Below are 22,805 nucleotides of genomic sequence, written 5' to 3' on the forward strand. Positions count from 1 at the left end.
TATCGATCCGGCGTGAACAGACCCTACTGAGCCGACTGCGGTGGATGCGGAACACTCCTCCTTCGCCCGACTGTCGTTCGACCGGCGTTCGACCACGGCTCGACGCCGTCCGAACACCTGTCAGGAAAGCGGGCGGGGGAGCTCAGGAAGCGGGCCGGAGGGCCGGGCCCGCGGCCCGCTGGAAGGCCCCCGGGGTCACCCCGAAGCAACGCACGAACCAGCGGTGGAAGTGGCTCTGGTCGGCGAACCCCGCCTCGGCGGCGGCCTCTGCCGCGCTGCACCCGGTGACCAGCAGCCCTCGGGCGCGGCGCAGCCGCAGCTGCCGCTGGAAGTCGCTGGGCGCCATGCCGTACTCGGCGCGGAACGCCCGGTAGAGCGCGAACCGGCTGCATCCGGCCGCCGCCGCGAGCCGGTCGGCCGGGATCTCCAGCGCGTACTCCTCCTCCAGCAGCGCCCGCGCACGCCGGGCGGCCCCCGCCCGCGCCCCGCCCGCCGGAAGGGTCCGGGCGCGCACCGGCCGGGTGGCGGTGCGCCGCACCATCGCGCTGACGGTGGCGGTCAGCCACTCATCACGCACCAGCGGGCCCGCGCCCCCGACAAGAGCGGTGTGCAGCCCCAGCAGGGCGCGGCGCAGGACCGGGTCGGACAGGACGGGTTCGTCGAAGAGCGGCAGGGCAACCCGGTCCTCGTCGACCGTTCCCACGTCGGAGAGCACGTCCCGCACCACGTCCGGACCGATGTGCATGATCCGGTACTTGTAGCCGAGCTCGGCGGCGGCCTCCCCGTCGTGCGGATCGTCGGGGTTGAAGGCCATCACCATCCCCGCGCCGCTGGTGCGCGTCGCACCCCGGCAGCGGAAGCGCTGGGCACCGGCCTCGGTGACGGCGAAGGAGTACGCGTCATGGCTGTGGGGGTGGAACCGGTGGCTGAAGAAGTGCGCGTGCATGGCTTCGACCGGCCGGTCCGGGTCGCGCCAGTAGCGGGCCCAGTCGCCGGAGCCGCCGTTCCGCTCGCCACCTGGGTTCACCTGTCCATTGTGCAGCCTGCCGGCGCGCACCAGCGTTCAAGACCACATACCGGGACGCGGGGGAGGGTCGTCCCATGCGTTACGACACCAAGATCGCGGTCGTCGTCCGGGACGACCTGGCCGACTGGCAGAAGCTCAATGTGACCGCCTTCCTCTCCAGCGGGCTCGCCCACGCCACCGACGAGATGGTCGGCAAGGCGTACGAGGACGCCTCGGGCAACACCTACCTCCCGATGTTCCGTGAGCCGGTCCTGGTCTACGCCGCCGACTCCCCCGCCCTCACCCGCACCCGTACCCGCGCCCTCTCCCGCGGACTGGCCACCGCGGTGTACACCGAGGAGCTGTTCAGCACCGGCAACGAGGACGACAACCGCGCGGCGGTACGGGCGGTGGAGGCCGACGACCTTCGCCTGGTGGGCCTCGCGGTGTACGGACCGCGCAACGCGGTGGACAAGGTGACCAAGGGACTTCGGCTGCACGGCTGAGTGGCAGGATGGCGCCATGAGCGTAGTCAAGATCAATGTGCTGTCCGTGCCCGAGGAACAGCGCGAGGTGCTGGAGAAGCGCTTCGCCTCGCGCGCCGGATCCGTGGAGAACTCCGACGGCTTCGAGTGGTTCGAGCTCCTGCGCCCGGTCGAGGGCACCGACCAGTACCTCGTCTACACGCGCTGGCGCGACGAGGAGTCCTTCCAGGCGTGGATGGAGGGCCCCATGAAGGCGGCCCACCAGCGCGGTGGCGACGACGCCCCCCAGCAGAAGCCCGCCGCCTCCGGCTCCACCCTCTGGTCCTTCGACGTCGTCCAGCAGGCGGCCCCCAAGCAGGGCTGACCCGGGGCCCGCGCACATCGGCCATCAGCGTGGCCGCCGCGCCGACGCACATCGTGCGCACCGGCACGGCGGCCACGCCGATGTCTCCACCGGATTCAGCGGTTCGGTGGACCTGACCACACGCACCGGCCCGTAGGTCTTCCCGCCGTCCCGGGACACGCGCAGCGTCATCACGGGGCGGCGCCTCACCGGTCCGTGTCCTTGTGCAGCGGCCCCTCATGGTGCCGCTGGAGTGCCACCAGGCAATCCACCGCCTTGGAATGCTCCCCGACGGCGTTCCAATGCGCCTGCTGCCGCAGAAGAGCGCGGCACACATCACACCGCACGGGTGATTGCCCGGCCGGAAGAACGAGCCGGCAGACGGGGCACTCCGACGGAGTGCCCGTGTGGACGTTCCTCGGACCCGTCAGGCCGGTCAGGCTCTGGCCGGGCCATGTCGCCCGTAAGCCGGGGGACTTGTTCTCTTCCACGTTGGCGCTCCTGTGCGGCGTCGGCTGATCTACGTCCAGACAACCGCGCTGGTGGCGTCCCGGTTGGTGACTGGCTGGTGACGGCGCGGTGACAGCCCGTACTCTGGTCACCATGAGCGGCGGGGAGTTCAGCCAGAGAGTCCGTGACCTGCTTCGCGATCGGGGCATGAGCGTCCGGGCGGTCGCCCGCAAGCTGAACTACGACCACGCCTATCTGTCTCGCGTGCTCTCCGGAAAACAGCAGCCGTCGGTCCAACTCGTCGCGGGGTTGGACCAGTTGCTCAGCACAGATGGCGAACTCGTCGATATCGCGACGCGCATGGCCGCGCCCCTGGCTTCGACGGAAACCACAGCCTCCCCCGATCGGATCCTCAGACTCAACGAGGCGCGTGGCGCCGACTTCGCGGAGGCCATCCGGGAGACGTCCCGTCGGCTGATCGTCCTGGACAATGAACTCAACGGAGTGTCCATCGCCGAACCCGCGGCCCGCGCGTTCAAGGTCGTACATCATCGATTGGGGAACGGAGACTACGAATCCCGGTATGAGCGCGACATCCAGTCGGCCGCCGCGGAACTCGCCGAAGTCGCGGGCTGGGCACTGTGGGACGCGGAAAGGGAAGACGCCGCCCGGCGCTTCAACCATGAGGCACTGTTCCTCGCGAATCTCTCGGGAGACCGCTCCATCGCACTGCTGACCATGCAGAACATGGCCATGCAGAGTGAATGGTGCGGACGGAACCAGGAGGCGCTGTCCATCGCCCGGTCGGTTCTCCACCGCGGACGGCTGTCCCCTCGCGTCGAGGCCATGTTCCGCATCCGTGAGGCCAAGGCGCTGGTCCATACGGGACGTACGTCGGATGCGAACGAATCGCTCGAACGCGCCCGCTCGCTCATCGAGGACGGTGACACCGTCGGTGAGCCGGAATGGGCGTGGTGGGTGACTCATGGAGAGATCGATCGCCAGTGGGGCCACGCGCTTCAAATCGCAGGCGATGCGGAGAAGGCGATCGAGCGACTCCTACGGTCCGTAGAGCCCGGACGCGATGTCACGACTGGCTACTCAAGCGAACGCGTTGCACGACTCGCGCAATGCCTGCTCGACGTCAATGCCTGGCGCGACGCGGAAGACGTGGCCCGGTCCTTGTTCACCGCCGCACCCGGAATCTCCTCGGGGCGGACTCTCCGCCTCATCGGTCATATCGCCGAGCAGCGCGAAAGGCTGAGCGGTGCACCCACAAGCCTCAAGGACACTCTGGAGCATTTGTCGGAAAGGCTCGACGAGGATCCCTTCACCCTCTGACCGAACCCGGTGCAAGATCTACGCCCACGGGTTGAAAGGTCTTGTTGTGGACAGGTTCGAGCGGAGTGCGAAGACGTCGGCGGCCGAAGACATCTGCCTGCTGACGGTCGTCAGCCCGCGCAGGGATGAAGGCAACAGCCCGACCGGGATCGTCGGCCGGTGTCTGGCCCGGCAACTGCTCGCCATGGGGCGGTGTGTGCGGGTGCTGGCCGAGCCGGACCAGTGCGATGGCTGGCCCGAGACGGTCGAGGTGGTGGAAGGGTCTGTCACCCGGCCGCTGGAGTGTGCCCGAGCCTTCGACGGCGTCGGGGCCGTCTTCCTCGCCGGTGCCCATCCGGCGACGGTGGGGGACGCCCTCGCCCTGGCGCGGAACGCCCGCGTCGGCAAAGTCGTTCTGCTGTCGTCTCACGGGCCCGAGTACGAAGCGGCCCATCCGCCGGAGACCTGGTTCTGGCTGGCGATCGAGAAGGCGGTGGAGCGCTCGGGCATGGCCTGGACGCACATCCGGCCGTCGGCTGTGATGGGTGCCGTCATCGAGGGCACCTACCCGGCGACGGGGTCGGACTGGCCGGACACCGTGCGCGCCGACGGGGTGGTCCGGGAGGCCTTCCTCGACCAGGGCCACTACCCGTTCATCCACGAGGAGGACCTCGCCGCCGTCGTGGCCGCTGCCCTGGTCGGCGATGACCACACCGGGACGGTCGTCGAGGCCGTGGGCCTCCCGCTGAGCACCCGTTCACGGATACGGAGCATCGCCACCGCCCTCGGCCGCGACATCGACACGGTCGACCTGACGGCGGATGAGAGCCGGGCGGTCTGGCGACGCCGTGGCTGGCCCGAGGGTGCGATCGACGTGACGCTGTACGCACTCGAGGAGTACGGCGCCCGATTCGGCGAACTCGTCCGGTGGACAGCCGACCAGCGGCCGTCCGTGCGGGACATCATCGGCCGCCCGCTGCGGACCTACGACGACTGGGTGAGCGAGAACATCAGCTCGTTCCGCTGATCCGCACGGTCGACGATGCAGACCGCCCCGGGCCGGGGAGGCCGGGGCGGTCTGCGGTATCGCGGGTTCAGACGGTGAGCAGGCGCTCCAGGACGTTGCGGTAGCCGCGCATGGCCAGCCGCAGTTCCTCCGTCTGTGTGGCGTCCGTGCCGTCGGCGTGCCAGGCGGAGCGGAGGGTGTCGCGGCGGTCGGCGAGCAGGGCGGTGATACGGGCCGCCAGTTCGTCGAGGAGGGCGTCCGCCTCCTCGACCGCGCCGCGCGGGGAGTCCACGAAACCGCTCACCGCGTGCCGCAGCCGTTCCTCCAGCGCATCGTGCTCACTGACCGGCAGCACCGGGAAGCTGGGGCCGCCCGGGGTGCTCGGCGTCGTGCCTTCCGCGCGGGGCGCGGTCTCCTGCTTTCCCACCGTCCGCAGCCGCCGCGTCTCGTGGCGATCGCCGCTCATCCGGTTGACGCGCCTGAGGCGCTGGGTGTCGTGCCCCGGGGTGTGCGGGGCGATCGGGTCTTCCATCGCGACCGGGTGTTCCGTCCTCGGGTCCGTCACCAGGCTCCGCCCTTCTTCGTCTGACCGAGGCCGAGCGCCCACCGGCCGCCCCGGCCGGAGCGGTGTGCGGTCGGTGCCGGAGCGGGGGTGGCGGCCTGGTGCGTGTCGCCGTGGTGCGGCGGCTTCACCAGGTCCTCGAAGAACGGCCGGGCGTGCACCACGGCCTCCCGCAGCTCCTCGGTGTCCGTCAGTCCTTCACGTGTCCGCGCCGCGGCGTTGTGGATCTGCCGGTAGCCCTGCACACAGTGCGCGTGGTGCACGGACAGCGCGGCGATCTGCTCCGCGTAGCTGTCGGACGGGTAGCCACGGTCCCGGGCGAGGCGCGCCAGGAGCTCGTCGGCGATGGCCACCGTGCGCTCGGGCGAGTCGATGAACTGCTCCTGCGCACCGGACCACTCGGCCACGTACCGCTCGCGCAGCTCACCGGAGAGCGGTTCGGTCCGCAGGTCCCGGTAGCGTGCGAGCCGTTCGTCCAGGTCCCGGTGGGCGGCCGCGGTGTCGCCCGCGTGCTCGGCCACGCTGAGTTCGTATTCCGGTCCGAAGTGGCGTCGCAGTACGCGCTCTCTGCGCCCCGCACCGCCCCGCGCGAACCGGACGGCGAGCGCGGCCGCGACGACGACCGCAACGACAACCACGGTGATGATGGCGCCAGTTGACATGGTCTGCTTCTGCCTTCCCGCCAGTCGCCCCCGACGGATCCGGGAGCGCCCTACCTATGCGGGTAGCCCGAGCGCCGGGCCTCAAACTGAGTCGCGTCACGGGGACCGCCGCTGCGAGGATGCGCGGCATGTCCGGCACCCCGCTCCGCACACCCCGCCCGGCCGCCTCCTGGACGGTGTCCGCGCTGCCCGTCGACGACCCCGTGGCGGTCGGCCTGTTGCGCGCGTACCTGGTCGATGTGGCCGATCGCTACTACCGGTTGCACGAGGGCCGGGACGCCACCGCCGCCGAGATCGAACGCGCGCTGTCGGAGATGGACAGCGATGACCTCGCCCCGCCGGACGGGGTGTTCCTGGTGGCCCGGCGCGACGGTGCGGGCGGACCGGCCGGATGCGCCGGGCTGCGGCGGCGGGACGCGCACACCGTCGAGCTCAAACGGGTGTACATCGACCCCGGCAGCCGGGGCCTCGGCGGGGGCGGTGCGCTGCTCGCCGCCGTGGAGGCGGCGGCGAGCGGACTGGGTGCCCGGCGGATCGTGCTGGACACCCGGCTGGACCTGGTGGAGGCACGGGCGCTGTACGCCCGGCACGGCTACCGGGAGGTCGCGCCGTTCGGCGACGGCACGTATGCCGAGGTGTGGATGGCCAAGGAGCTGGAATGAGGGAGCGGGTCCGGAGCGGGCCGCCTCATCCGGCACTCACCGCGCCCACGGCGGCTCCGGCCCCTGCCACTGGCCACCGCCGCCCCGGCCACCCCGCGCGCCGCCGTTGCGCGGCCGTTCCGCGTCCGAACCGCACATCTCCCGCGACAGCTCGTCCACCAGCTCCATCAGGTCCGTGGGCCGCGTCGGTGACCACCAGTCGCCCAGCAGCTCGGCCAGCGACGCCTCCCGGGCCCGGTACAGCCGGTCCGCCACCTCCCGCCCCCGTGGCGTCAGCGACAGGTCCAGTCCATACCGCCGCCCCAGCCCGCGCTCCTCGATCTGCCGCGACGCCTCGGTGATGACCCGCAGCGGGATCGGGCCGCGCTCGGCCAGCATCGCGGGCTCGACCGACCCCTGGTGGCTGATGCGCAGCAGCATCCAGCTCGCGGCCGGTTTGAGGTCGAGCCCGGCCCGTTCGGTGATGTCGGTGTAGATCTGCCGGCGGCCCTCCCGGCTGCCCAGCAGCGACAGCGCCCGTGCGCACTCGTCGCGCGAGGAGCGCTCGACCGGGTTGCTGGCCAGGACCTCGCTCACGTCCGGCGCGGTGACGCTCCCCCGCAGCGGCTCCTCGCGCAGGTACCAGGCGAGGACGAACGCGATCAGCACGACCGGCACCGCGTAGAGGAAGACATCGGTGATGGAGACGGAGTACGCGTGCAGCACCGCCGAGCGCTGCTCGTCCGGCAGCCGTCCGATGGCCCGGGGATCCGCGGTCAGGGTGCCGATGTCGATCCCCGCGGGAAGCCGCTGCCCGGCGAGCGCCTCGGTGATGTGCGGACCGAGGTTGTTGGCGAAGATCGTGCCGAAGACGGAGACGCCGAAGGAGGCGCCGATCGAGCGGAAGAAGGTGTTGCCGGAGGTGGCCACGCCCAGGTCCTCGTAACCCACCGAGTTCTGCACGATCAGCACCAGCACCTGCATGACCAGGCCGAGACCGGTGCCGAAGACGAAGAAGTACGCGCTGGTCTCCACCACCCCGCTGGTCTCCCGCAGCTGGTGCAGGAGCAGCAGCCCGATGGCGGTGACGGCGGTGCCCAGGATCGGGAAGACCTTGTAGCGGCCGGTGACGCTGACCAGGTGTCCGGAGAGGGTCGAGGCGATCAGCATGCCGACGACCATCGGGAGCATATGGAGACCGGAGACGGTCGGTGAGACGCCCTGGACGACCTGGAGGAAGGTCGGCAGATAGGTCATGCTGCCGAACATCGCGAAGCCCACGACGAAGCCGATGACCGCGCACAGGGTGAAGGTGCGGCTGCGGAACAGCTTCAGCGGCAGCACCGGTTCCGCGGCCCGCGCCTCCGCCCGGACGAAGACGACGAGCAGCAGCCCGCCGACCACCGCGAGTCCGACGATCTGCCAGGAGCCCCAGCCGAAGGTGACCCCGCCGAGCGAGGCCATCAGCACCAGGGCGGCGGCCATCGCGGCGATCAGGGCGGTGCCCAGATAGTCGATGGTGTGCCGGGTGCGGCGGGCCGGGATGTGCAGCGCGGCGGCGATGACGAGCAGGGCCACGATGCCCACCGGGAGGTTGATGTAGAACACCCAGCGCCAGCTGAGCTGGTCGACGAACAGTCCGCCGAGCAGCGGGCCGAGAACACTCGTGGTGCCGAAGACCCCGCCGAAGAGGCCCTGGTACCGGCCGCGTTCACGGGGCGGGACGATATCGCCGACGATGGCCATCGACAGCACGATCAGCCCGCCGCCGCCCAGTCCCTGGAGCGCGCGGAAGGCGATCAACTCACCCATGTTCTGGGAGAGGCCGCACAGCGCCGAGCCGATCAGGAAGAGGATGATGGCGCCCTGGTAGAGCCGCTTCCGTCCGTACTGGTCACCCAGCTTTCCCCACAGCGGGGTGGCGGCCGTGGAGGCGAGCAGATACGCGGTGACCACCCAGGACAGGTGCTCCAGACCGCCGAGGTCGCCGACGATCGTCGGCAGCGCGGTGGAGACGATCGTGCTGTCGAGCGCCGCGAGCAGCAGTCCCAGCAGCAGCGCGCCGATGGCCACCAGGACGGTACGCGGTGGACGTCCCTCCCAGGGGGCGGGTGCCACGGGACCCGGCGCGCCCGGCGCCGGAGTCGGGTGGCCGGCGTCCTGCGCCATGGCGACTCCTCGGCTGCTGGGGTTCCCATCGTGCCCCCATCCTCACCTTTATGCCCCGATACGGCCCGCCGAGCGGGTCCACGCAGTTGTCCACCCATCGAACGAACACCTGCACGGAAGCCGGTCGGATGCGCATAATCGCTGCCAATCCAGGGAGGGAAAGACCCGTGACGGCAGAATCCTGCCCGCACTGCTTGGCCCCGTCGCGTGCCAACGGCCGCCCCGGGTGCGCCTGCGCGGCGCGCGCGGCCGCCGCCACCTCGGCGGCGGGCCACACCGGCGACACCGGCGACATCACGAGGCGGACGCGGCCCGATTCCGGTTCCGGCCCGTCGGAGACGGAGCCGAAGCCGGGACCGGAGCCGGAGCCGGGCGCCGGCGCCGACCGGACACAGGCGACCGCGGCGGACGCGGACACCACACCCGGGCACACCGCGCCCGGGGACGCCGCCGCGTCCGGCCGCCGCCGCAAGCCGGTCGTGATCGCGCTCGCGGGCGCCGCCGCCGTGGCCGTCGCCGGAGCGCTCGTCCTCGGCACCGGCCTGCTGGGCGGCGACGGCGAGGACGACGGCGGCGGAAAGGGCCGGCACGCGCTCGCGACCAGCCGCCCGAGCACCCCGGCCGACCCCGGTGACGGCCGGGGAGCCGGAAGCGGCGACGCCTCCGGCGGACCCGCCGCGCCCGCCACCCCCGACCGCGCCGGACCCTCCGCCGCGGACGGCTCCGGCGCACCGCACCCGGACTCCGGCTCCGGCTCCGGCCCGCGCGGCGACGACGCACCCGCACCGCCGCGCGCCTCCGCCTCCGCGACGCCCACCGGGGCGGAACCGGAGCCGACCGGTCCGGGCGATGCGGACTCCACCCCGCCCACGACCCCGGAGCCGACCGGTCCGCCCGTACTGGGCGAGGGCGACAGCGGGGACGAGGTCCGCGAGCTCCAGAAGAGACTCACGCAGTTGCTGATGTACCTCGGCGCCGCCGACGGCGAGTACGACGAGGGGGTCAAGGACGCGGTCTCCGGCTACCAGGATCGCTATGACGTGGCGGGCGATCCGGACGGGACCTACGGCGAGCGGACCCGCCGTGACCTGGAGTCCAGGACCGACGAGCCGTGATCGTGCCGCCCGCCGGGACAGGCGGGCGGCACGGGGATCACCAGGGGGACTGGCGTCGGGGCGGAGCTATTTGTATGGTGGAGGAACAAAGTGGTTCCGCCCGCACTCCCTGACCGGCGGGCGGAGCCACTTGTCTTCTTTTCCGGGGAGTCCGCTTTTCCGGGGAGTCCGCCTTCCCCAGGGGAGTCCACCCTTTCTGAGGAGTCCGCCGATGATGGCCACCGCCACGCTCACCGCCCGCGCCCTGCTCCTCGACATGGACGGCACCCTGGTGAACTCGGACGCCGTCGTCGAGCGCTACTGGCGGCTGTGGGCCGCCGACCAGGGACTCGACGAGGAGAGCGTGCTCAAGGTCGTCCACGGACGGCAGGCGCACGCCACCATGGCGGTGCTGCTGCCGGACCGGCCCGCAGCGCAGAACCTGGCCGACAACCAGTGGATGCTGGAGCGGGAGAGCACCGATCTCGACGGTGTCGTACCGATACCCGGCGCCCCCGCCTTCATGGCCGCGCTGTCCGGTCTTCCGCACGCCCTGGTGACCTCCGCCGACGAACGCCTCGCCCGGGCGCGGATGGACGCGGCCGGACTGCCGATACCCGGGGTGCGGGTGACCGCGGAGCGGGTCGGCGTGAGCAAGCCGGACCCCGAGGGCTTCCTCAAGGGCGCCGCCGAACTGGGCTTCGCACCCGGGGACTGCGTGGTCTTCGAGGACTCCGAGGTGGGCATCGCGGCCGGACGGGCCGCCGGGATGCGAGTGGTCGGTGTCGGCCCGCGCGCCGCGGCCCACGCCCCGGACGCCCATGTCCCGGACCTGGAGCGGGTCCGCGTCGAGCCCCGCCCCGACGGCACCCTCCGGCTCCACCTCCCGGCCTGACCCGACGACCGAACCATCGCGACCCCGATCCGGCCCGGACTTGACCGCTGAGAACGGGACCTGGGACCGGCGCCGGACCAGCGCGGGACCGGGGCGAGCCGCACCCCACCGAGCCCGACCGGGCCGGGGCGGGAGCCGAAGCCCCCGCCGGACCCGGCCGGGCGTAACGGGACGGGGCAGAAGGCCCCCCAGCCCGTCGCCCGGCCCCCGGCCCCCGGCCCCGCAGGGTCAGCCCGACACCGCCTCGTAGACACTGAAGCCGCCCAGCGCCAGCATCACCAGTGCCGCGACCTTCGTGATCAGCCGGAGCGGTACGTACTTCATCAGCGTGCGGCCGCCCAGGATGCCCAGGCCCGCCACCGTCCACAGCGCCAGTACGGCACCGACGCCGACCGAGAGCGGATCGTCGTAGCGGGCGGCGAGGTTGGCGGTCATGATCTGCGTCAGATCGCCGAACTCCGCGACCAGGATCAGCATGAAGCCCGCCCCGGAGACCTTCCAGAAGCTCTGGTCGACCGGCTTGCGGATCTCCTCCTCGTCCTCGTCCTTCTTGAGGAGCAGCATCGCCGCGCCACCGAGGAAGAGGACCCCCACGATGGCCGAGAGCAGCCGCTGCGGGAGCAGGGTGAGCACACTGCCCGCCGCGAGGGCGAGGCCGACGTGGAGGGCGAAGGCGGCGGCGACACCGGCGAAGACGTAGGACGCGCGGTAGCGGGCGCCGAGCATCAGCCCGGCCAGGGCGGTCTTGTCGGGCAGCTCGGCGAGGAAGACGACGCCGAAGACGACGGCGGCGACGGTGAAGCTGAACACAGGCTGGTTACCTCATCGGGTCGGGCCGCGCCGAGGGGCCCCGGGGAAGGATCGCTTCGGCACGGCAGTGTCGGACACTGCGGCCGAAGGTCTCGCTGGCGTACGGACGAGCGCACCGTGCGATGTGACGGCGGTCTCACTCTCGTACGCTCCGGGCGCCGGCCCGCACCTCGAGGGGCGGGCAGTATGTCGACGGTCCGGCGAGGAGCTACTCCCCTTCTGCTGCCCCCAGGATACGGGACCCCCCGGCGATCTCCGGCGGCCGGGTGACCGGGCGGAGAACGGCCGCTCACCACGCGGGTGGTACGCACGGGCGGCACACCCGATTCCAGAAGCCCCTTGCGTTGACATGGTCGCGTCGCCACCCTGTTACCTGGCGCCAACCCCACGGCAATGCGGCGCCGACACGATGGCCGGGCACCGGCCAACGACCCCCCACATCAAGGGAGTACGCATGTCCTCAATGCGCATCCACTCCACCCGGCGCAGCGTCTACGCGCGTCGAATATCCGTCTTCGGTGGATTCGCGGCTCTGTTGGGCACTCTCGTCCTGAACGGGCCGAATGCCCAGGCCGAGCCCCCCGCACCGCCGAGCGCCGAGACCGCCCGTGGCTACCTGGGCGAGCTGACGGTGAAGACGGAGGGGTCGATGGACGGTTACAGCCGCGAGAAGTTCCCGCACTGGATCACCCAGAGCGGCAACTGCAACACCCGCGAGGAAGTCCTCAAGCGCGACGGCACCGATGTCCAGACCGACTCCAGCTGCGCCGCCACCAGCGGCACCTGGAAGTCCCCCTACGACGACGGCAGCTGGACCGACCCGGCCGACGTGGACATCGACCACGTCGTCCCGCTGGCCGAGGCATGGACCTCCGGCGCGGACTCCTGGACCAACGACCAGCGCCAGGGCTTCGCCAACGACCTGACCCACTCACAGCTCGTGGCCGTCACGGACAATGTGAACCAGTCCAAGAGCGACCAGGACCCGGCCGAGTGGCTCCCGCCGAAGGCGTCCTACCACTGCGTGTACGCCCGGATGTGGGTCTCGGTGAAGCACGAGTACAAGCTGTCGGTCGACGACGCCGAGAAGTCCAAGCTCGACGAGATCCTCGGCGGCTGCTGACCCGTCCACCGCGGCGACGGCGACACGAAACACACGCCGGAACCTCCACACCCTCCTCCGTCGTTCCGTACCGTACGCATACGGCGACGACGGAGGAGGGCCGGATGGCCGGGCTGCGCCTGGGACCACTGCTGCGGCAGGTCGACTGGGAGACCGGTACGAGCGCGACGGTCTGGGTCGAGACCGACCGGCCCTGTGAGGCCGAGGTGCGCTGTGCCGACGGGGCCGGCGGCACCGCCGCCACCTGGCAGGTCGCCGGGCACCACTACGCCATGGTCCAGGTCACCGGACTGCGGCCGGGCGGTGAGACGGCCTACCGAGTGCTGCTGGACGGCGAGCAGGTCTGGCCGCTGCCCGGTTCGGACTTCCCGGACAGCACGATCCGCACCCCCGCGCCCGCCACCGCCGGGAGCGACCAGGCGCCCGTACGCGTCGCGTTCGGCTCCTGCCGCTGGGCGGCACCGCCCTCCGACGCCTCACACGACCCGATCGGGCCCGACGCCCTGGACACGCTGGCCGCCACTCTGGCGCGCACCCCCGGCGCACCGCGCCCCGACGTACTGGTGCTGCTGGGCGACCAGGTGTACGCGGACGAGACCTCCGAGGGGATCCGCGGCCGCATCGCCACCCGCCGCGAGCTGTCCGAGCCACCGGGCGAGCAGGTCGCGGACTACGAGGAGTACACCTGGCTCTACTACGAATCGTGGCTGGACCCGGAGGTGCGCTGGCTGCTCTCCACCGTCCCCAGCTGCATGATCTTCGACGACCACGACGTCATAGACGACTGGAACACCAGCGAGGCGTGGCTGAGACGGATGCGCGCCACCCCGTGGTGGCAGGAGCGGATCGTCAGCGGTCTGATGTCGTACTGGGTGTATCAGCACCTGGGCAACCTCTCCCCCGCCGAACTGGCCGCCGATCCGCTGTACGCGACGGTGAGCGGGGCGGCCGACGGAACGGAGGCGCTGCGGGAGTTCGCCTCCCACGCCGACGCCGACCCGGTGTACACGCGCTGGAGCTACCGCCGGGACTTCGGACCGGTGCGGCTGCTGATGGTGGACACCCGGGGCGCCCGGGTGCTGAGCGAGCACGAGCGGGCGATGCTCCACGACGAGGAGCTCGCCTGGGTCCGGGAACAGGCGCTGGAGGGCACCGGGGCGGGGTCCGCCGCCGGGCCCGGCTGTGACCATCTGCTGATCGGCAGCTCGCTGCCCTGGCTGCTCCCCCATTTCGTGCATGACGTCGAGAGCTGGAACGCCTCGGTGTGCGCGGGCCGCCGCGGTGCGCGCTGGGCCCGGATCGGCGAGGACCTGCGGCAGCGGGGCGACTTGGAGCACTGGGGCGCGTTCCCGGAGTCCTTCGACGCTCTGACCGGTCTCATCGCGCAGGTGGGCGCCGCGCCGTCGGCCCCGGCCACGATCAGTGTGCTGTCGGGCGATGTCCACCACGCCTATATCGCCGAACCGGACTGGTCGCGCTGGCCGGAACGGCCGCGCAGCCAGGTGCGCCAGCTGACCTGCTCCCCGGTGCACAACAGCATCCACGCCTCGATCCGGGCCGGGTTCCGCTTCGGCTGGAGCGGTGCGGGGCGGGCGGTCGGCCGTCTCTTCGCCCGCCACGGCCGGGTGCCGCGCTCCCGGCTGAGCTGGCGCAAAACCGGCGGTCCATGGTTCGGCAACCAGTTGATGACCCTGACCCTGCGCGGACGTACCGCGGAGCTGCGGATGGACCAGGCGCGCGGCGGGCCGTCGGGCGGCCCGGCCCGGCTGACCTCGGCGTTGGAGACGGAGTGGACCGGCCCCTGACCGGAGGGCCGTCCTCCGCGCGCTGACCTCGCATAACGGGCGGGTGGGATGACTCACACCGTGACGCGCGTGATCCGCCCCACACCGGAGGGATCAGTTCCGGCCAGCGGCTCGTTTCTCCGGGGGCGACCGGCATGATGGGCGCGCGCCCCCTGCGTCCATCTGCCCCGGGAGACACCACCTTGGCCGGAGACCCCCACGCCATAGCCGTCGTCGGAGCCGGTCCGCGCGGCACCAGCGTGCTGGAGCGACTGTGCGCCTCGGCCCCGGAACTGGCCCCCGGCGCCCGGCTGACGGTGCATGTGGTGGATCCGTACCCGCCCGGCCCCGGACGGGTGTGGCGCACCGCGCAGCCGGGCGAACTGCTGATGAACACGGTGGCCTCGCAGGTGACCCTGTTCACCGACGCGAGCGTGGTGTGCGACGGACCGGTACGGACCGGGCCGAGTCTGTACGAATGGGCCACCGCGCGCGGCGTCGCACCCGGACTCGGCCCGGACGACTACCCCAGCCGCGCGCTGTACGGCCGTTATCTGGAGTGGGTGTTCGCGGAGGTGGTGCGGGGCGCACCGGAGCCGGTGACGGTCCGGGTGCACACCGCCCGCGCCGTACGGCTGGAGGACCGCGCGGACGGCGGGCAGCTGCTCACCCTCGACGACGGCACCCGGCTGGCCGGGCTGCGCGCGGTGGTGCTGGCCCAGGGACATCTGGCGACGGCGGCCGACGCGACGGAGGCCCGGTTCGCGGCCCACGCCGGGCGGTTCGGACTGCGCTACTACCCGCCCGCCAACCCGGCCGACGTCGACCTGTCGCCCGTCGCCCCCGGCGAACCGGTGCTGCTGCGCGGTCTCGGCCTGAACTTCTTCGACCATGTGGCGCTGCTGACGCAGGGCCGTGGCGGCCGGTTCGTCCCGGCACCCGGTCCGGACGGCCCCAGGCTGGTCTACCGGCCCTCGGGGCGGGAGCCCCGGCTGTACGCGGGGTCCCGGCGCGGTATCCCGTACCAGGCGCGCGGGGACAACGCGAAGGGCCCGTACGGCCGTCACGATCCGCTGCTGCTGACCCCCGATGTACTCGCCCAGTTCCGCAAGCGGGCGGAGGCGGGCGATCCGCCGGACTTCCTGGGCGAGATATGGCCGCTGGTGGCCAAGGAGGCCGAGACCGTCTACTACGAGGCGCTGCTGGCCCGGGACCCGGCTCCGGCCCCGGCCGCCCCCGCCTCCCGCTTCCGGCAGGCGTTCCTGGCCACCGGGCACGGCGGTCCCGAAGAGGCGGCGGTGCTCACGGAATTCGGTGTCCCGGCCGGGCGGCGCTGGTGCTGGGAGACGGTGTCCCGGCCGCACCGGGGGCGCGTTTTCACCGGGCGCGACGACTTCCGGCGCTGGTTGCTGGCGTATCTGCGCGAGGACGTGGCGCAGGCGCGGCAGGGCAATGTGGCCGGGCCGGTGAAGGCGGCCCTGGACGTCCTGCGCGACCTCCGCAACGAGCTGCGGCAGATCGTCGACCACGGCGGGCTGAGCGGTGCCTCGCGCGACGCCCATCTCGACGGCTGGTACACCCCGCTGAACGCCTTCCTCTCGATCGGCCCGCCGCGCCGCCGGATCGAGGAGATGGCCGCGCTGATCGAGGCGGGCGTCCTGGAGGTCCTGGGCCCGGGTCTCGAGGTCTCCCCCGCGGCCGGGAGCGATGGCGCAGGTTTCCTGGGGCGGTCCGCCGAGGTGCCCGGTGAGCCGGTGAGGGCCACGACACTGATCGAGGCCCGGCTGCCGGCGCCCGATCTGCGCCGTACGGCGGATGAGTTGCTGCTGTGGCTGCTGCACACCGGGCAGTGCCGTCCGCATGAGGTGGACGGCTATGAAACAGCCGGTATTGATATCACCCCGTCGCCGTACCGGCTCGTAGACGCACAGGGTCGGCCGCATCCGCGTCGTTTCGCGGTCGGTGTGCCGACCGAGGGCGTCCACTGGGTGACGGCCGCCGGGGCGCGCCCCGGGGTGAACTCGGTCACGCTGTGCGATACGGACGCGATAGCGCGTGCGGTGCTGAGCGTGACCGTATCGGGCGACCCCTGGCAGGAAGTTGTCCCCGTCTCGCGTATCCGTTCCTGAATCCCGCGTATCCGTTCCTGAGACACGAGGTCACGGCTCCATGAACCAGTGATCGAGGGCTCCGCATTGGCAGGAACTTGAACTTGCAACAAATGGTGAGGGTAACCTAACCTGGCGCGTTGTCTCCCGTCCCCGGAACAAGGAGCCCGTCCCCCATGTCTCCCTCGACCGCGCCGCGCTCTCTCGGCGAACTGCTCGACAGCGCCAGACCGTACGTTCTGTCCCTTTTCCGCATCGTCGTCGGACTGCTCTTCTTCTGCCACGGCGCCGCCTCCCTGCTGGGCTGGTTCGGCGGGATGATGGGCACCGGCAAGACCGTCGACGCGGGCACCTGGCCCGGCTGGTACGCCGCGGTGATCCAGCTCGTCGGCGGCGGACTGGTGATGCTCGGACTGGGCACCCGCAGCGCGGCGTTCATAGCCTCCGGCTCGATGGCCTACGCCTACTTCGTGGAGCACCAGCCCGAGAAGCTGTGGCCCATCCAGAACGGCGGCGAGTCGTCCGCGATGTTCTGCTGGGCGCTGCTGCTCCTCGTCTTCACCGGCCCCGGCCCGCTGGCGCTGGAGCGCCTCTTCGGCTCCTCGCGCGCGACGTCCGACCGGACCGAGCCGCGGCGCCAGCCCACCGCGGTGTAACGGAACAGCAGTTCAGAACTCGTCCCGCATCACGTCATGCGGGGTCATGTGCCCCGCATGGCGTGATTCGAACAACATCATCACCCCGTACCGCTATCCTCACCCGTCCTAGGCGTACGCTGTATGGCTGTACAGGCCGCGTCTGCCGCTTCCCGGCGACATACGCAGCGGGGGGAACGGGATCGGGAGAAGAACGGTGCTGGAACAATTGGGGTCGCTGACCAACACCCCATGGATCTACGCGGTGATCGCGCTGTCGGTACTGCTCGACGTCTTCCTGCCCGTTCTGCCCAGCGGGGTGCTCGTCATCACCGCGGCCACCGCCGCCGCCGGGACCACCGTCGACGCGTTCGGTGTGGTGCGCCGGGCGGACGCCGCCGACTTCCCCGCGATGCTGGCCCTGGTGCTCTGCGCCGCGACCGCCTCCGTCCTCGGCGATATGGTCGCCTATCGGCTGGCCTGGCGTGGCAGCGACAGACTGGATCGAGCCATTGCTCGTTCGCGCCGACTCACCAACGCGCAGGAGAAGTTGGACACCGCTCTGATCCGGGGCGGCGGTCCGCTGGTCGTGATAGCCCGCTTCGCGCCCGCCGGACGCTCAGTCGTCAGCCTCGGCGCCGGCGCCGCCCACCGCAGGGTGAAGGAGTTCCTGCCCTGGTCGGCGGTGGCCGGGCTGGCGTGGGCCGCGTACAGCGTGACCCTCGGATACATCGGCGGCCAGTGGCTCGGCGCCACCTGGGCCGGGACCGCGGTCTCGGTGCTCGCCCTCTTCGGGGCGGGTGCGGGCGCGGCCTATGTGATGAGGCGCCCCGATGGGGACGAGCCGGGCCGGGTGCCGGTGGCGGCCACGGCGGGTCAGCCGGTCCGGCAGCGGTGAGGCGGCGGCCGGACCCGCGCGGCTGAGGCCCGGGCCGGTCCGGGCCGGAGCCACGGCCGGCGGCCACCGGCGGTCCATCTGCGCATCGGCCGAGTGTCACCCGGCGATTACGGCTCGGCACCGGATTCCGGCTACCGTCCCCCTATGCGCACCCCTTCCCTGCCGGGTCCGGCATGCTGAGCCGTACCACCCGGCTCGTCGCGGCGTTCGTGGCCGGGCTCGCCCTGGTCGTCGCCGCGGTCCTCGTCGTACGACAGCTCACCGAGCCCTCGAAGCCCGAGCTGCCGGTGATCCCCGAGTCGCGGCGTCCGGTGCTGGAGGTCGCGGCGCGGGTCTGCTCACCCCTGAGTGTTCCGCTGCTGGCGGCGCAGATCGACGCGGAGAGCGGCTGGCGCGTGGACGCCGACTCCGGACAGGCCCAGGGCATTTCGCAGTTCGCCCCGCAGACCTGGAAGGAATGGGGCCGGGACGGCGACGGGGACGGCAGGGCCGACGTCTGGGAGCCCCGGGACGCCATCCCCTCACAGGCGCGCTACATGTGCCATCTCTACACCGTGGTCAAGGAGGTCCCCGGCGGCTCGACCCGGCGGGGGTCCACCCGGCTCGCGCTGGCCGCGTACAACGCGGGGCCGAACGCGGTGCTCAGGGCCGGGGGCATGCCGAAGATGGATGAGACACGCGGCTATGTGGACAAGATCGTGAACGATCTGCTGCCCAAGTACCGGCAGGCCGAGAAGAAGTACCAGGAGAACGAGGCGAAGCACGGCTCGAAGAAGCACGGCGCCCCCGCTTCCTCTTCCCCCTCTGCTTCCTCGGCCCCCTCCTCTTCCTCGGCCTCGACCCGCTCCGCCCCGTCGTCCGGCGTCACGGCGGCGTCCACCGTACTGTCACCCGCGCCGGACGCGGCCACGGCCCTGCCGTCGACCGCCCCCGGCGCCACCGTGCCGACCGCTAGCCGTCGGCGGCGATGAAGTCCTCCACGGCCCGGACCAGTTCCAGCGGGGTCTCATCGGCCGGGTAGTGCCCGGCGCAGGGCAGCTCGACCAACTCGGCGTCGGCGTACCAGCGCAGCCAGGTCTGCCGCATCACCTCGGCCGTGAGCGCCGGGTCGTGCGCCCCGACCACCACCCGGACCGGCACCACGGTGCCGCTGATCTCCTCGTGGAAGTCCTCCAGGGCCCAGGAGTCCAGCCAGGCGCGGAACGCCTTGGCGTCGCTGCGCCGCAGCGAATGCCGCACCATCAGGTCCAGCCAGGCGGCCGGATGACGGTTGCCGGTGGTCATGTCGATGATCGCCCGCCGGTTCTCCGGACGCTCGGCGGCCGCCGCGAACAGCTCCCACTGCTCGCCCTCCATCGGCACCCCGCTCGCGGGCACCGGCGCCACCCCGACCAGCCGGCGGACGCGGTGCGGAGCGGCCGCCACCACTCGCTGGACGACGGCACCGCCCATCGAGTGTCCGATGAGCGAGAAGCGGTCCCAGCCGAGGTGGTGGGCGAGGGCGAGCAGATCCCGCCCCGCCTCCTCGGTGGTGAACGCGCCGGGGATGTCGCGCGCCTCCCCGTAGCCGCGCAGATCGGGCAGGACGTAGGTGAAGGCCCGCCGGTCGACGTGCGGCAGCATCGCGGCGTACGCGGAGCGGTCCGAGAACCAGCCGTGTACCGCCATGACATGGTGCGGACCGTCCCCGACGGTCTCATACGGTGGAACGAGGGGTGGAACGATGGGCCCCATGGCACCTCCGGTCCCAGTCGAATGCGGGCACGCGGCCCCTGGCCGTCCCGTTGATGTGGTGGGAGTCCACATCGTGGACGTGGTGTGTGCTCCGTGCCGGGGGAGCTTAGGGGTGGTTCACGAGGTTCGCCACATTCTTGCTTGATTTTGACGAACCGACCGATCGCACCGCGGTGCGCGGTCCGGCAGCCGGCGCCCACACTGGACCGCACTCGGTCCAACTGGCCGTTATGACACATGAGTTGATTGGTCCGGACCGCCGTGGACAGGACGCTAGAACCCCCGGATTACGGTGTCAATACAGCCTTGACGGACACCCGGCCCCCACCCCGGGCACCCGTCCCGCGCCAGGCTCCCCGGCGCCGTTCCCCCGTACGGGCGGGGTCCCCGGGCCCGTCTGCGTGTCAGCCGTACCGCGCGGACGCGGGCGTAGTCAGATGGCGGCTGTGGCGCGCGACGAGGGGATCCGGCGATACGGTGCCATGGTTCTGCGGATCGTGGCCGTGGCCGCCCTCTACTACGCGGGCGCCAGGATCGGGCTGTTGCAGGAGCTGGTGCGCGACCAGGTCACCCCGCTGTGGCCACCGACCGGGATCGCGCTGGCCTGTCTGCTGCTGCTCGGCCCCGCCGTCTGGCCGGGGATCGCGCTGGGCGCGCTCGCGGTCAACGCCCCCATCGGCCCGTCGCCGCTCGCCGTCACCGGCATCGTCGCGGGCAACACCCTCGCCCCGTTCTGCGCCTTCCTGCTGCTGCGGCGGGTGGGCTTCCGCATCTCCCTGGACCGGCTCCGGGACGCGCTGGCCCTGGTCTTCCTCGGCGCGCTGCTCGGGATGCTGATCAGCGCCACCGTCGGCACGACCGTGCTCGTCCTGGCGGACGCGCTCGGGACGGACGGCTTCTGGCCGACCTGGTCGGTGTGGTGGACGGGCGACGCGATGGGGGTACTGGTGATCACACCGCTGCTGCTGGCGCTGCGCGGGGCGCGCCCGCCGCGCGGGGTCCGCCCCTCCCGCTGGCTGGAGGCGGTGGTCCTGCTGGCGGGCACCGCGGCCGTCACGCTCGTGGCCACCCAGAGCGTCGCCAGTCTGCTCTTCCTCGTCTTCCCGTTCCTGATCTGGGCGGCGCTGCGCTTCCAGCTGGCGGGCGCGGCGCCGTGTTCGTTCATCGTCTCCGTCCTGGCGATCCATGCGACGGCCGTGGACATCGGCCCGTTCGCCGGTGATGCGCTGCTGACCCAGATGGTGACGCTCCAGGCGTTCAACGGCACCACCGCGCTGACCGCGCTGCTGCTGTCGGCGATCATCGCCGAACGGAACAACACCCGGCGGCAGATCGAGCGGGTGTGCGCGGAGCTGGCGGACGTGGTCGTCCGGCTGGCACCGGACGAGACCCTGGGCACCTGGCCGTCCCGGCCGCATGACGGGGAACCGCCGGAAGAGCGGCCGTAGCGGCGCGCGGGAACCCGGGCGGGCGCGACTCCGTCTGACAGGGCGTACGGAACATGGCGCGCGACGGGGGCGTACGCGTCCAGGGGCGCGCCGGAACGGGCGCACCCAGTGGGGGCGTACGCGAAGGGGCGCGCGACTGGGCAAGCGCGCCCCGACCCGGTCCGACCGGGGAGCCGCGCACCGACGGAACGACAGGGAACGATGACCGCCACCACAGCCACCCGCTATCTGTATCTGACCCGGCACGGCGAGGCCACCGAGGACGAGAGCGAGCTGACGGCCGTGGGCCGCCGCCAGGCCGTACTGCTCGGCAAGCGGCTGCGGGGCGTACCCCTGTCGGCGGTCCACCACGGTCCGCTGCCCCGGACCACCCAGACCGCGCGGCTGATCGGCGAACAGCTCGACGATGTCCCCGCGCACGTCTGCGCAGCGGCCGGGGACTATGTCCCGCACACCCCCGAGCGCGCCGAACTGCCCGCCGACTCGGCCGACTACCTGCTCGACTTCGTCCATCGGTTCCCGGCGGCGGAGCGGGAGCAGGGCCCACTGCTGGCCCGGCAGGCGGTGGAGCGCTTCACCGGTCCGGTGGAGGGCACCGAAGACCGCCACGAGCTGGTGGTGACCCACAACTTCCTGATCGGCTGGCTCGTGCGGGAGATACTCGGCGCCCCCGACTGGCGCTGGCTGGGGCTCAACCACGGCAACGCGGCGCTGACCGTCCTGCGCTATCCGGCGCCGGGCCGCCCGGCGTCGGTGGTGTTCTGGAACGACATGGCGCATCTGTCCTCGGAGCTGCGCTGGACGGGGCTGGGGCCGGAGCTGCGGGACATGCCGTGACCTTCCGCGGCGGCCCGGCCGGGGGCACGGCGAAGGCCGGACCCGCGCTGTCAGGTCCGGCCCCCGCCGTGTCCGAGTCGCATGCAGCCCAGCAAGCGTGAATAAGGACAGGACCCACCGTAGGACCGGGCACTGACAACGGGACCGCCGTCATCACGGGGTCCCGGACACCGCCATGACCACCCGAGGCGCCATCGTGGCACCATTCGGTGCCACGTTGAGCCAATTAGTATCGACGTAGTGCCACTCATGTGCCATGATGGCGCTATGGACCTCACGCCCTACGTCGACAACCTCCGGCACGAGCTCGCGGTCGCCGCGGACGCCGGCGGGGACGAAGCCCGCGCCCTGGCCGAACGGCTCACCGCACCGCTGGAGTCGGCCGCCCGGCTCACCCTGCTCAACGCACTGTCCGCCGCCATGGGCGAGGTCACCAGCGAGCTGGCGCCGGGCTCGGTCGACGTACGGCTCCGCGGCCTCGACCCCGAGTTCGTGGTGACACCACCGCCCACCGACGAGGGCGCCCCCGCGGAGCCGACCGCGCCCGCCGAACCCCTGATGCCCCCGGCCCCGGCCGACGCCGACGAGGGCGGCACCGCCCGCGTCAATCTGCGACTGCCCGCCCACCTCAAGGCGCGCGCCGAGGAGGCCGCGAACCGCGAGGGTCTGTCGGTCAACGCATGGCTGGTGCGTGCCGTGTCGGCCGCGGTCGACGGCGGCACGCGGCCGCGTGCGCCGGAGAGGGCCCACACCGTCGGGCAGAGCTTCACGGGATGGGTGCGCTAGCCGCCCCTC

22 protein-coding genes are annotated in these 22,805 nt (G+C 71.9%); 16 read left to right on the forward strand and 6 right to left on the reverse strand.

Features of this window, described 5'->3' with window-relative positions; translation table 11 throughout:
- Window positions 1-142 precede the first annotated feature (142 nt).
- A complete protein-coding gene (locus AC07FT_RS01690; protein ID WP_479173373.1) occupies window positions 143-946 on the reverse strand; it encodes an AraC family transcriptional regulator in 804 nt (267 codons plus the stop codon).
- A 155-nt stretch (window positions 947-1,101) separates the two neighbouring features.
- Here AC07FT_RS01690 and AC07FT_RS01695 point away from each other — a divergent pair, with 155 nt between their 5' ends.
- The 4 genes from AC07FT_RS01695 to AC07FT_RS01710 all read left to right on the forward strand — a co-directional run bounded on the left by AC07FT_RS01695 (window position 1,102) and on the right by AC07FT_RS01710 (window position 4,631).
- Window positions 1,102-1,512, forward strand: coding sequence for a DUF2000 family protein (locus AC07FT_RS01695; RefSeq protein ID WP_479173112.1), 411 nt, complete (start codon window positions 1,102-1,104; stop codon window positions 1,510-1,512).
- Window positions 1,513-1,528: 16 nt separating this feature from the next.
- Window positions 1,529-1,855, forward strand: coding sequence for an antibiotic biosynthesis monooxygenase family protein (locus AC07FT_RS01700; RefSeq protein WP_432035315.1), 327 nt, complete (start codon window positions 1,529-1,531; stop codon window positions 1,853-1,855).
- 582 nt (window positions 1,856-2,437) lie between these two features.
- Window positions 2,438-3,625, forward strand: a complete 1,188-nt coding sequence (locus tag AC07FT_RS01705; RefSeq protein ID WP_479173115.1) for a helix-turn-helix domain-containing protein — start codon at window positions 2,438-2,440, stop codon at window positions 3,623-3,625.
- A 46-nt stretch (window positions 3,626-3,671) separates the two neighbouring features.
- On the forward strand, window positions 3,672-4,631 hold the full coding sequence (locus AC07FT_RS01710; RefSeq protein WP_479173117.1) for an SDR family oxidoreductase: 960 nt from the start codon (window positions 3,672-3,674) through the stop codon (window positions 4,629-4,631).
- A 67-nt stretch (window positions 4,632-4,698) separates the two neighbouring features.
- Here the strand turns inward: AC07FT_RS01710 and AC07FT_RS01715 are convergent, their stop codons facing one another.
- Together AC07FT_RS01715 and AC07FT_RS01720 are read right to left on the reverse strand one after the other, a co-directional pair.
- Complete coding sequence (locus AC07FT_RS01715) at window positions 4,699-5,175, reverse strand: hypothetical protein (protein ID WP_479173119.1); 477 nt, start codon at window positions 5,173-5,175, stop codon at window positions 4,699-4,701.
- Window positions 5,172-5,834, reverse strand: coding sequence for a hypothetical protein (locus tag AC07FT_RS01720; protein WP_479173121.1), 663 nt, complete (start codon window positions 5,832-5,834; stop codon window positions 5,172-5,174). The genes AC07FT_RS01715 and AC07FT_RS01720 overlap by 4 nt, the downstream gene beginning before the upstream one ends.
- A gap of 128 nt (window positions 5,835-5,962) precedes the next feature.
- On the opposite strand from AC07FT_RS01720, the gene AC07FT_RS01725 reads away from it, so the two are divergent.
- A complete protein-coding gene (locus tag AC07FT_RS01725) occupies window positions 5,963-6,496 on the forward strand; it encodes a GNAT family N-acetyltransferase (protein ID WP_479173123.1) in 534 nt (177 codons plus the stop codon).
- Window positions 6,497-6,532: 36 nt separating this feature from the next.
- Here AC07FT_RS01725 and AC07FT_RS01730 read toward each other — a convergent pair whose 3' ends face one another.
- Complete coding sequence (locus tag AC07FT_RS01730; protein WP_479173125.1) at window positions 6,533-8,644, reverse strand: DHA2 family efflux MFS transporter permease subunit; 2,112 nt, start codon at window positions 8,642-8,644, stop codon at window positions 6,533-6,535.
- A 167-nt stretch (window positions 8,645-8,811) separates the two neighbouring features.
- Here AC07FT_RS01730 and AC07FT_RS01735 point away from each other — a divergent pair, with 167 nt between their 5' ends.
- Window positions 8,812-9,759 carry a peptidoglycan-binding domain-containing protein gene (locus AC07FT_RS01735; RefSeq protein WP_479173127.1) on the forward strand — a complete coding sequence of 316 codons (948 nt, stop codon included), beginning with the start codon at window positions 8,812-8,814 and terminating at the stop codon, window positions 9,757-9,759.
- A gap of 211 nt (window positions 9,760-9,970) precedes the next feature.
- Complete coding sequence (locus tag AC07FT_RS01740; RefSeq protein ID WP_479173129.1) at window positions 9,971-10,633, forward strand: HAD-IA family hydrolase; 663 nt, start codon at window positions 9,971-9,973, stop codon at window positions 10,631-10,633.
- Between the two features lie 228 nt (window positions 10,634-10,861).
- Here the strand turns inward: AC07FT_RS01740 and AC07FT_RS01745 are convergent, their stop codons facing one another.
- A complete protein-coding gene (locus AC07FT_RS01745) occupies window positions 10,862-11,443 on the reverse strand; it encodes a TMEM165/GDT1 family protein (RefSeq protein ID WP_479173131.1) in 582 nt (193 codons plus the stop codon).
- A gap of 454 nt (window positions 11,444-11,897) precedes the next feature.
- On the opposite strand from AC07FT_RS01745, the gene AC07FT_RS01750 reads away from it, so the two are divergent.
- The 6 genes from AC07FT_RS01750 to AC07FT_RS01775 all read left to right on the forward strand — a co-directional run bounded on the left by AC07FT_RS01750 (window position 11,898) and on the right by AC07FT_RS01775 (window position 18,962).
- The gene (locus AC07FT_RS01750; protein WP_471195094.1) at window positions 11,898-12,566 is read left to right on the forward strand and encodes an HNH endonuclease family protein; all 669 of its coding nucleotides are present in this window, start codon (window positions 11,898-11,900) and stop codon (window positions 12,564-12,566) included.
- Window positions 12,567-12,670: 104 nt separating this feature from the next.
- Window positions 12,671-14,371, forward strand: coding sequence for an alkaline phosphatase D family protein (locus tag AC07FT_RS01755; RefSeq protein WP_479173133.1), 1,701 nt, complete (start codon window positions 12,671-12,673; stop codon window positions 14,369-14,371).
- Window positions 14,372-14,508: 137 nt separating this feature from the next.
- On the forward strand, window positions 14,509-16,479 hold the full coding sequence (locus AC07FT_RS01760; RefSeq protein ID WP_479173375.1) for an FAD/NAD(P)-binding protein: 1,971 nt from the start codon (window positions 14,509-14,511) through the stop codon (window positions 16,477-16,479).
- Between the two features lie 155 nt (window positions 16,480-16,634).
- On the forward strand, window positions 16,635-17,114 hold the full coding sequence (locus AC07FT_RS01765) for a DoxX family protein (protein ID WP_479173135.1): 480 nt from the start codon (window positions 16,635-16,637) through the stop codon (window positions 17,112-17,114).
- Between the two features lie 196 nt (window positions 17,115-17,310).
- Complete coding sequence (locus AC07FT_RS01770; protein ID WP_479173137.1) at window positions 17,311-17,991, forward strand: DedA family protein; 681 nt, start codon at window positions 17,311-17,313, stop codon at window positions 17,989-17,991.
- Window positions 17,992-18,164: 173 nt separating this feature from the next.
- Entirely contained in the window at window positions 18,165-18,962 is a 798-nt protein-coding gene (locus tag AC07FT_RS01775; RefSeq protein WP_479173139.1) for a lytic transglycosylase domain-containing protein, read from the forward strand.
- Here the strand turns inward: AC07FT_RS01775 and AC07FT_RS01780 are convergent.
- Complete coding sequence (locus AC07FT_RS01780; protein WP_471195080.1) at window positions 18,943-19,725, reverse strand: alpha/beta fold hydrolase; 783 nt, start codon at window positions 19,723-19,725, stop codon at window positions 18,943-18,945. The genes AC07FT_RS01775 and AC07FT_RS01780 overlap by 20 nt on opposite strands.
- Before the next feature lie 482 nt (window positions 19,726-20,207).
- Between AC07FT_RS01780 and AC07FT_RS01785 the strand changes: the two genes are divergently transcribed.
- The 3 genes from AC07FT_RS01785 (at window position 20,208) to AC07FT_RS01795 (ending at window position 22,796) form a co-directional block, all read left to right on the forward strand.
- Window positions 20,208-21,173: an MASE1 domain-containing protein gene (locus tag AC07FT_RS01785; RefSeq protein ID WP_479173141.1), complete on the forward strand. Its 966-nt coding sequence runs from the start codon at window positions 20,208-20,210 to the stop codon at window positions 21,171-21,173.
- 201 nt (window positions 21,174-21,374) lie between these two features.
- Window positions 21,375-22,010, forward strand: a complete 636-nt coding sequence (locus AC07FT_RS01790; protein ID WP_479173143.1) for a histidine phosphatase family protein — start codon at window positions 21,375-21,377, stop codon at window positions 22,008-22,010.
- Between the two features lie 267 nt (window positions 22,011-22,277).
- Entirely contained in the window at window positions 22,278-22,796 is a 519-nt protein-coding gene (locus tag AC07FT_RS01795; RefSeq protein WP_432010618.1) for a toxin-antitoxin system HicB family antitoxin, read from the forward strand.
- Window positions 22,797-22,805: the final 9 nt, after the last annotated feature.

Source organism: Streptomyces sp. NPDC045899, from assembly GCF_056431485.1.

What these genes read in the sequence shown, in the direction of transcription:
- AC07FT_RS01690 (WP_479173373.1), bottom strand. Translation starts at nt 946, where the DNA reads ATGCACGCGCACTTCTTCAGCCACCGGTTCCACCCCCACAGCCATGAC.
- AC07FT_RS01695 (WP_479173112.1), top strand. Translation starts at nt 1,102, where the DNA reads ATGCGTTACGACACCAAGATCGCGGTCGTCGTCCGGGACGACCTGGCC.
- AC07FT_RS01700 (WP_432035315.1), top strand. Translation starts at nt 1,529, where the DNA reads ATGAGCGTAGTCAAGATCAATGTGCTGTCCGTGCCCGAGGAACAGCGC.
- AC07FT_RS01705 (WP_479173115.1), top strand. Translation starts at nt 2,438, where the DNA reads ATGAGCGGCGGGGAGTTCAGCCAGAGAGTCCGTGACCTGCTTCGCGAT.
- AC07FT_RS01720 (WP_479173121.1), bottom strand. Translation starts at nt 5,834, where the DNA reads ATGTCAACTGGCGCCATCATCACCGTGGTTGTCGTTGCGGTCGTCGTC.
- AC07FT_RS01725 (WP_479173123.1), top strand. Translation starts at nt 5,963, where the DNA reads ATGTCCGGCACCCCGCTCCGCACACCCCGCCCGGCCGCCTCCTGGACG.
- AC07FT_RS01730 (WP_479173125.1), bottom strand. Translation starts at nt 8,644, where the DNA reads ATGGCGCAGGACGCCGGCCACCCGACTCCGGCGCCGGGCGCGCCGGGT.
- AC07FT_RS01740 (WP_479173129.1), top strand. Translation starts at nt 9,971, where the DNA reads ATGATGGCCACCGCCACGCTCACCGCCCGCGCCCTGCTCCTCGACATG.
- AC07FT_RS01750 (WP_471195094.1), top strand. Translation starts at nt 11,898, where the DNA reads ATGTCCTCAATGCGCATCCACTCCACCCGGCGCAGCGTCTACGCGCGT.
- AC07FT_RS01755 (WP_479173133.1), top strand. Translation starts at nt 12,671, where the DNA reads ATGGCCGGGCTGCGCCTGGGACCACTGCTGCGGCAGGTCGACTGGGAG.
- AC07FT_RS01760 (WP_479173375.1), top strand. Translation starts at nt 14,509, where the DNA reads ATGGGCGCGCGCCCCCTGCGTCCATCTGCCCCGGGAGACACCACCTTG.
- AC07FT_RS01765 (WP_479173135.1), top strand. Translation starts at nt 16,635, where the DNA reads ATGTCTCCCTCGACCGCGCCGCGCTCTCTCGGCGAACTGCTCGACAGC.
- AC07FT_RS01775 (WP_479173139.1), top strand. Translation starts at nt 18,165, where the DNA reads ATGCTGAGCCGTACCACCCGGCTCGTCGCGGCGTTCGTGGCCGGGCTC.
- AC07FT_RS01780 (WP_471195080.1), bottom strand. Translation starts at nt 19,725, where the DNA reads ATGGGGCCCATCGTTCCACCCCTCGTTCCACCGTATGAGACCGTCGGG.
- AC07FT_RS01785 (WP_479173141.1), top strand. Translation starts at nt 20,208, where the DNA reads ATGGTTCTGCGGATCGTGGCCGTGGCCGCCCTCTACTACGCGGGCGCC.
- AC07FT_RS01790 (WP_479173143.1), top strand. Translation starts at nt 21,375, where the DNA reads ATGACCGCCACCACAGCCACCCGCTATCTGTATCTGACCCGGCACGGC.
- AC07FT_RS01795 (WP_432010618.1), top strand. Translation starts at nt 22,278, where the DNA reads ATGGACCTCACGCCCTACGTCGACAACCTCCGGCACGAGCTCGCGGTC.